General features: G+C 46.4%; 7 protein-coding genes and 1 tRNA gene. 7 read left to right on the forward strand and 1 reads right to left on the reverse strand.

Going from position 1 to position 7,401, the window contains the following annotated elements; genetic code table 11:
• Positions 1-179: 179 nt before the first annotated feature.
• The 7 genes from QZL69_RS13930 to QZL69_RS04400 all read left to right on the forward strand — a co-directional run bounded on the left by QZL69_RS13930 (position 180) and on the right by QZL69_RS04400 (position 6,884).
• Complete coding sequence (locus QZL69_RS13930; protein ID WP_298090021.1) at positions 180-461, forward strand: iron dependent repressor, metal binding and dimerization domain protein; 282 nt, start codon at positions 180-182, stop codon at positions 459-461.
• Positions 418-750 carry a hypothetical protein gene (locus QZL69_RS04375; protein ID WP_291518266.1) on the forward strand — a complete coding sequence of 111 codons (333 nt, stop codon included), beginning with the start codon at positions 418-420 and terminating at the stop codon, positions 748-750. Before QZL69_RS13930 ends, QZL69_RS04375 begins: the two co-directional genes overlap by 44 nt.
• 41 nt (positions 751-791) lie before the next feature.
• Positions 792-1,610, forward strand: coding sequence for a hypothetical protein (locus QZL69_RS04380; protein WP_022214010.1), 819 nt, complete (start codon positions 792-794; stop codon positions 1,608-1,610).
• Positions 1,611-2,311: 701 nt separating this feature from the next.
• Complete coding sequence (locus QZL69_RS04385; RefSeq protein WP_022214011.1) at positions 2,312-3,139, forward strand: PD-(D/E)XK nuclease family transposase; 828 nt, start codon at positions 2,312-2,314, stop codon at positions 3,137-3,139.
• A 357-nt stretch (positions 3,140-3,496) separates the two neighbouring features.
• Positions 3,497-4,822, forward strand: coding sequence for an amino acid ABC transporter ATP-binding/permease protein (locus QZL69_RS04390; RefSeq protein ID WP_291518269.1), 1,326 nt, complete (start codon positions 3,497-3,499; stop codon positions 4,820-4,822).
• 328 nt (positions 4,823-5,150) lie between these two features.
• Positions 5,151-5,224: transfer RNA gene (locus QZL69_RS04395), tRNA-Pro, on the forward strand.
• 310 nt (positions 5,225-5,534) lie between these two features.
• A complete protein-coding gene (locus tag QZL69_RS04400) occupies positions 5,535-6,884 on the forward strand; it encodes an MATE family efflux transporter (protein WP_022214013.1) in 1,350 nt (449 codons plus the stop codon).
• A 139-nt stretch (positions 6,885-7,023) separates the two neighbouring features.
• Here QZL69_RS04400 and QZL69_RS04405 read toward each other — a convergent pair whose 3' ends face one another.
• A complete protein-coding gene (locus tag QZL69_RS04405; protein ID WP_022214014.1) occupies positions 7,024-7,260 on the reverse strand; it encodes a helix-turn-helix domain-containing protein in 237 nt (78 codons plus the stop codon).
• Positions 7,261-7,401: the final 141 nt, after the last annotated feature.

The raw sequence follows: 7,401 nt of genomic DNA on the forward strand, positions 1-7,401 counted from the left end.
GGAGTTTTGTGTGTTAGTTATAATATACGATATATTATTGAGTCTGACAAGGGCTTTGAAAAGCCTTGCGAGGGGAGGGCACTCATAGTTGCGAAGGTCGTTCTCCCCTCGCGCTCCCCTCCTGACCACGCGGAGGGCTGTTTCGCTGGGCGCGAAAAGCGCTGGGGCTATTGACGGGGGTGGAGTGTGGGTATCGGCATGAGACTTTTGCTCAGTTTCTGCAGTTTGTCGGTGTGGGAAGTGAAACCGCCAGGGAAGATGCCTGCCGTATGGAGCATATCGTCAGCGAGGAGACAGTCCGGCAGGTTTGCAATTTTGTGAATTATGGAGAGACTTTTGAGAGAGTTTTGCGGTATACGGATCTGAGTTATCGGTATGCACCTGGAGACTATGTTTTTTTTGATGGGGATTTATTATATGGAAAAAACGTATCCCCGCAGGTTCGCGCGGGAATTTCATGATTTTTCCCAGAATATCAGGCTTCATGTCGAGGAAGAAAAAAGCTGGTTTGAGCTTGAGATCGATACGGAGCCAGACAGTGATCTGGGATGCCTCTGGTACAAAGATCAGCAAAAATGGATCCGTGCGGAACTGCATAAGGGGAAACCTGTCATTCCTTCTGATGTTTTTGAATTTTCAATTCAGAGACAGGACCCTGTCATCGAGGGAAATGCCCTGATCGCGTTTGCGAATGAGGACGAGGAACCGGTGGACTGGAACAGCAGGGAACTGGATGTTCATATATGGTAAGACTGGCTCGTTTTTTTACTGGAAAGGAATATACATAAACTATGAAAGATCTACTCCATCCTTCACTGCTTCAGATTAACTATCTGATGACTCTGGAAAAAATTGAAAAAAAGCGTGGCTGTGTGGGGACTGTTGCTGATATCTGTGGTGTGAGCCACGGTCCGGTAAGTCGTTTTTTTAAGGAATGTGTAAATTATGGGTATCTGACGGAACAGTATACTTTTACTGAGGCTGGCATCTGTGCACTCAGGATGTACGAGCGCATTCTGCAGTCCACGCAGTCTTATCTGACCCGTCTGGGAGTGAGCGAAGGATCCCGGCAGGAATCGCTTCGCCAGCTGATAGAAAATGTCGATTATGAACTTCTTCTGTCTATCACCAGAAGTGATACACAGGTAAAAAAAGATACTACGATCTCGCAGGAATCTTCTACGCCGAATTTCCTGGAAAAAGTCCTTGAAAAGGGAAATTATGAGGTGGGGATCGCGCTTCATCAGGTGAATCGTACCGGCGGCGGCCCACGCCTTTCCATGGCACATCAGGGGTTTGAGCATATTGCGGTGATCCGTAATAATAACCGGGGAAGTTGGCTCGAGCTTACGATCTGTCCGGTACATGGCATTTCCCGGATCGATGGCAAGGATATGACGGGGTGGCTTTCGTCCCTTAAGTATGAGAATCATGGGCAGCTGTGCGAAGTTGATCTTCGTGCGAATAAGGTGAGAATCCCGCTGAGCGCGTGTCGGTTTACGCGGAGCAGTCATGGGAATATTAAGGGAATGATCATGATCACGGTGACTTGTACTGCGGGGAAGGCGCATATGCCGGAGAGCACGGCGTTGCTAACCTTCTGGATGTGAGGGGAGAGTGCTTGTTTGGAGGTGGTGAGTTGGCTGAGAGTTATTTATTAAGATTTTTTTGTTGGCTTGAATCTACTTGATTGTGGGTTGGGCCATTTTTTTATGGGAATTTTGTGGATTCGGATACCAATAGAAATCAGATCTATACAAACCATCCCCAGTCCCAACCAACAATCTGCGTGTCCACAGGACACCCTACCCCATACAAAACCCAAGACTCAGGGAGCCACAGCGCAACCCAGAATCCCATTCATACGAAAATCTCCCGACCTGAAACACCAGGAGAATTTTTCAAAGGGCACCCCACACGACAAAATTTCCGTCCAACACCCAGCCCAGGGGTTGTCAGGGGACGGGCGACGTCCCTTGACGGTCTTCTTACGCCACCCAGGCGAAAAATCCCCCGGACAAAAGGCAAAAAATAAAAAAAGTAGAAACAAATATTTACCTAACTTTATAAAAAGTTTCGTTGACCAGAAATATAATTCCTGTTAAAATTAAGAACATAAAGTACTATAAACAAGGAGTTGATACAGAAAAAACTTCATCTGCACAGAGGACAAAAATTTTCTGAAACAAAAACCCAAAATTAAAAATACATTCCGATAATACTCTAAAAAAATACATTTCAAGCTGATAAAAAATTACATAAAACACACTGCAAAATTATTTTATCATTACGAATGGAGGACGTTATCGAAATGGGAACCACTGGTATAGCTCCAGATAATGAACTGGAACAGCGCTACATAAGATACAAAGACGTAATAAAAGAACTTACGATCATGAATGATATCTTCATGCGAAATGTACTGAAGAAACGCGAATGTGCAGAATATATTCTGCGTATCATAATGGAAATGAAGGACCTGCAGGTTGTGGATCACATTGTCCAGAAGGATTACAAGAATCTACAGGGCAGATCAGCAATTCTTGACTGCGTGGCAAAGGACGATAAAGATAAGAGATATAATGTAGAAATCCAGCAGGAATCAGAAGGCGCATCGCCGAAAAGAGCACGCTATCACAGCGGCCTGCTGGATATGAACACATTAAATCCGGGTCAGGATTATGAGGAGCTGCCGGAGAGTTACGTGATCTTTATCACACGAGATGACGTACCAGGAAAAGGTCTGCCGATTTATCATGCAGATCGGGTCATCGAAGAAACGGGAGATATGTTTGGAGATGGCGCACATATCATATATGTAAACTCCTCAATTCAGAACGAGGACACAGACCTGGGACGATTAATGCATGATCTGCATTGCAAGAACGCAGATGAAATGTATAGTGAAATCTTGTCAAAACGAGTATCAGAATTAAAAGAGACAGAAGGAGAGACGGGTAGTATGTGCGAAGCATTAGAAGAATTGATGAAAGAAATGCGTCAGGAGTGCGAAATAAACGAACGCAGAAAAACGGCAAAAGCTCTTTTTCAGAGGGGAATGTCAATAAAAGAAATCGCCGAAGTCATCAGCGAAAAAGAAGCCACCGTAGAGAGTTGGTTGGAGGCTGCCGGGCGGTGAGGAAGAAAATGTAGAAAGCTGGCTGGAGGCTGTCGGGCAGTAATGAAGAGAGCGTAGAAAGTCAGCAGCAGGTTGCCAGGTGGTAATATAAGTTGACTTTAACTAACCACATGTGTTAGCTTCATAGAAGGTGAGTTAGCGTAAAGTAACCATCCCGGCACCCACCCAGGCCGATGATACCGAAATAGCAAGGTTGCATCGATTTATGTACTTATTCTATTTCTCGATGCCTATTATGCCCGATATGTAAAGTTTACGTCATCGATTTATACGCTTGCGTGGCGTGCTGCATTATGTGGAACAGTACTGCAATCATTTTATTGCGTTTAAACTGCTGGCGATCACCCGGCAGCAGGGGTGTTTGCACTGGCGGCATATCTGGTTGTGGGCGTTGTGATCCCGCTCTGGAATGGCAGAAGAGGCGGCGGCAGCGGTATGAAATTCCGTACGGAATTTGGCAAACTGAACAGTTTTGTGCTGGATTCTCTGCGTGGTCTGGACGAGACGATCCAGTACCAGCAGGGCGCGAAACGTGCGGATGAGATGCAGGAGAGGTCTGACGGACTGGCGGGGATGCAGAAGAAGTTGAGCGAGATGGAAGGAAGCCAGAGATCAGTGACGAATCTGGTGATCCTGATCGCGTCTTTCGGAATGCTGTTTTTGACGCTGAATCTGTATGGACAGGGCAGTATCGGATATGACGGAGTGCTGACCTGCACGATCGCCATGATGGGCTCCTTCGGCCCGGTTGTGGCACTGTCAAGCCTTTCCAATAATCTCAACCAGACGCTTGCAAGCGGGGAGAGAGTGCTGTCGATCCTTGAGGAGAAACCGCAGGTAGAGGAAGTTGAGGGCGAGTGGATGCCTGGTGCACAGGCGTGCAGGAATGTGACTGCTGATGTGCAGAGTGGTGCAGGGCAGAGGAAGTCTGCTTTGGTAGTGGATGGTTTAAAACGGGATGCTGCCAGTGCATCTGATGGAGTGGGAGTGTCTGCGAAGCAGGATGTTGGTAATGGTGCTGCAGGATGGACATTTTCTGGCGCAGATGCGGAGCATGTGACGTTTGCATATGATAATGAAGTGATTCTGGACAATTACTCACTGGATATTCCGGCAGGAAAGATCCTGGGGATCCACGGGGCGAGCGGTTCTGGTAAATCCACACTTCTCAAGCTGTTGATGCGTTTCTGGGATGTGAATTCCGGCGCGCTCCACGTAGACGGCGAAGACGTGCGAAAGATTCCTACAAAGCATCTCCGCGACATGGAAAGCTACGTGACACAGGAGACCCACCTGTTCCATGATTCCATAGCCAACAACATCGCAATCGGCAAGCCGGGCGCGACGCGCGAGGAGATCATGGAAGCCGCCCGCAAAGCGTCCATCCACGACTTCATCATGCGCCTTCCCAAAGGCTACGACACAGAAGCAGGCGAACTCGGAGACACCCTCTCTGGTGGCGAAAAACAGCGAATCGGCATCGCCCGCGCTTTCCTTCATGACAGTCCATTCCTTCTCATGGACGAACCGACCTCAAACCTCGATTCCCTGAACGAAGGCATCATCCTCAAATCCCTCAGAGAATCCGCAGAAGAGAAGACGGTGGTTCTTGTACCACACAGGAAATCCACTATGAATGTGGCAGATGTGGTATTTGAGATGAAAGATTTCGCCCCAATATAACGCTATCTCCGGCGCTCCTATCGCCGAAGAAATAATATCCCCGCCCCGCGGAGCCTCACCCCGCGGGCGGGGATATATTATTAGAGGAAGTAACGGGCAAAATGCCTCATTTTATAGGAGATCTTGACGACTGCCGCGATAATTTGCGAAACTCTCAAAGCATGTTTCTTGTAGTTCGAATAATACAAACAAAACACACGATACAATCACTTATATTCCAACAGAAAATTTTTTTAAATTTTTTCAAAAAACCTGTTGACAATTCCGATACCCTATAATATAATATGTCTTGCGTTGAACGACATAACAAATTTAAACAACGAAATAACGAAGTGTGGCTCAGTTTGGTAGAGCGCTGCGTTCGGGACGCAGAGGTCGCAGGTTCAAATCCTGTCACTTCGACTAACGATGAAGGAATTCCTTATTTTAAGGAGTTCCTTTTTACGTTGTCATAGAAAAACAAAAAATTCTCTCTCAAATCTTTATGTCGAAATTTGCGATGACAACAATATTCCGATCTTTGCGATGACAGCCAATACCTTTGCAAGCGACCGCAAAAACTGCCGCGATGCGGGAATGAACGGATATATCCCGAAACCTGTCAGCATCAAGGACATTACGGATACTTTGAACGGAAGTATACATCAGTTATAATTTTACAGAAATCATGAGGGACGAGCGATCGTCCCTTTTGTGAAGAAAAGAGGAAAAAATGGTTACAGACCTGACAAAGGGACATCCGGATAAAACGTTATGGCGTTTTTTGCTTCCGATGATGTTCAGTGTGGCTTTTCAACAGATATACAATATTGCGGACAGTATGATCGCGGGAAAATTTGCGGGAGAGGATGCGCTGGCTGCGGTTGGGGCGTCTTACCCGATCACTGTTATTTTTATGGCATTTGCTGTGGGAATGAACCTTGGGGCATCTGTGATCGTATCAAGACTGTTTGGAGCGGGTGACCGCAAGGGTGTGAAGCGTGCTGTCACGACGGCTTTTGCCTCATCACTGAGCCTTGCTGTGATTCTGACAGTGTATGGATATTTTTTCTGCCGCAATATGATGGAATGGATCCACACGCCACAGAATATCATGCAGGACGGTGTGCTATATCTTAAGATTTATGTGTTTGGACTGATCTTTCTGATGCTGTACAATGTCTGTACGGGGATTTTTACTGCACTTGGTGATTCCAGGACGCCGCTGTGGTTTCTGCTTGGATCATCGGCAGGAAATATTGTCCTGGATCTTCTGTTTGTGGCGAAACTTCACTGGGGCGTAGCCGGTGTTGCATGGGCGACATTTATTGCACAGGGGATTTCGGCGGTGCTGGCGCTTGTTACATTGCTGGTGAGACTGCAGAAGTTTGCAGGAAAGGAAAGAGTGCCGCTGTTTGACAGGAAACTTTTTGTACAGATCCTTGCAATTGCGGTACCGAGTATTCTGCAGCAGAGTGTTTTGAGCGTGGGTAACCTTTTTGTCCAGGATATTGTAAACAGATATGGGTCAGCAGTCGTTGCAGGATATTCCGGGGCGATCAAACTGAATACATTTGCGATCAATATTTTTATGACGCTTGGTTCCTGCCTTTCGAGTTATACGGCACAGAACATTGGCGCAGGAAAACAGGAGAGGATTCCGATGGGATTTCGGACAGGGCTGAAACTTTCGGAGCTGACAGCACTTCCGTTTGTAGTCCTTTATTTCGGACTCGGCCAGCAGATGATGGGACTTTTCCTGAATGCAGAAAGCTCAGCGGCGATCCATGCGGGTGTGATGTTTCTTCGGATCGTCTCGCCGTGGTATTTCATGATCGTGGTGAAACTTATGACAGATGGGATCATCCGTGGTTCCGGGGCAATGATCTACTTTGTCATCGCGACGATTCCGGACCTGATTCTTCGAATCGGATTTGCACTGATGCTTTCGCCCAGATTTGGAAGTACGGGAATCTGGATGGCGTGGCCGTTCGGGTGGATCGCAGCAACTGTATTGACGATTATTTTCTATCGGAAAGTAAAAAATGGATATGGAATGAGAAATGCCGCTGGTCAGAAATGACTGGCGGTGTTTTTTTGTTTGTGTATTGAGAAATTGTCGGTAGTGTTTCCGGGGATTCTATGGTGGGTCTGAGTGGGAAAATAAAAAGTACGAAATGGACTACATGAAAAGAAAACTTATGAGAAAGTGAAAAAACGGATCATATGAGATTTTTGAAAAATTCCCCGACATCGCAGTGCAAAATCTGTGAGAGTGCGAGCAGTTCACTGACTTTGATGTTCATACGGTTTGTTTCCAGCTTTGCGTAAGTGCTTTTGGAGATCGGGATTCCCATGAGATTCAGACGGGCGATCACCTGATCCTGTGTGAGCTTGTTCTGATAACGCATCTGCTGAATATTCCCGCCGATGTCCAGGTCCGGTCGTATTTTCTGCATATCGTCTTCCTCATAAATAAATTTCGCAATAAAGAAAGCTCTTATGCATTGATGATATAGACGAATTCTTTTATAATGTTTCGTAATAGGGAAACATTTGTCCTGAAACGGAAAAGACATAACATAAAAAACAACACGTCT

Origin of the sequence: Blautia sp. CAG:237, from assembly GCF_000436615.1 — a bacterium.
Lineage (GTDB): Bacteria > Bacillota > Clostridia > Lachnospirales > Lachnospiraceae > Blautia_A > Blautia_A intestinihominis.

Bases quoted from the DNA above. Each gene is read 5' to 3' on its own strand.
- QZL69_RS04400 (WP_022214013.1), top strand. From the start codon at position 5,535: ATGGTTACAGACCTGACAAAGGGACATCCGGATAAAACGTTATGGCGT.
- QZL69_RS04385 (WP_022214011.1), top strand. From the start codon at position 2,312: ATGGGAACCACTGGTATAGCTCCAGATAATGAACTGGAACAGCGCTAC.
- QZL69_RS04380 (WP_022214010.1), top strand. From the start codon at position 792: ATGAAAGATCTACTCCATCCTTCACTGCTTCAGATTAACTATCTGATG.
- QZL69_RS04405 (WP_022214014.1), bottom strand. From the start codon at position 7,260: ATGCAGAAAATACGACCGGACCTGGACATCGGCGGGAATATTCAGCAG.
- QZL69_RS04375 (WP_291518266.1), top strand. From the start codon at position 418: ATGGAAAAAACGTATCCCCGCAGGTTCGCGCGGGAATTTCATGATTTT.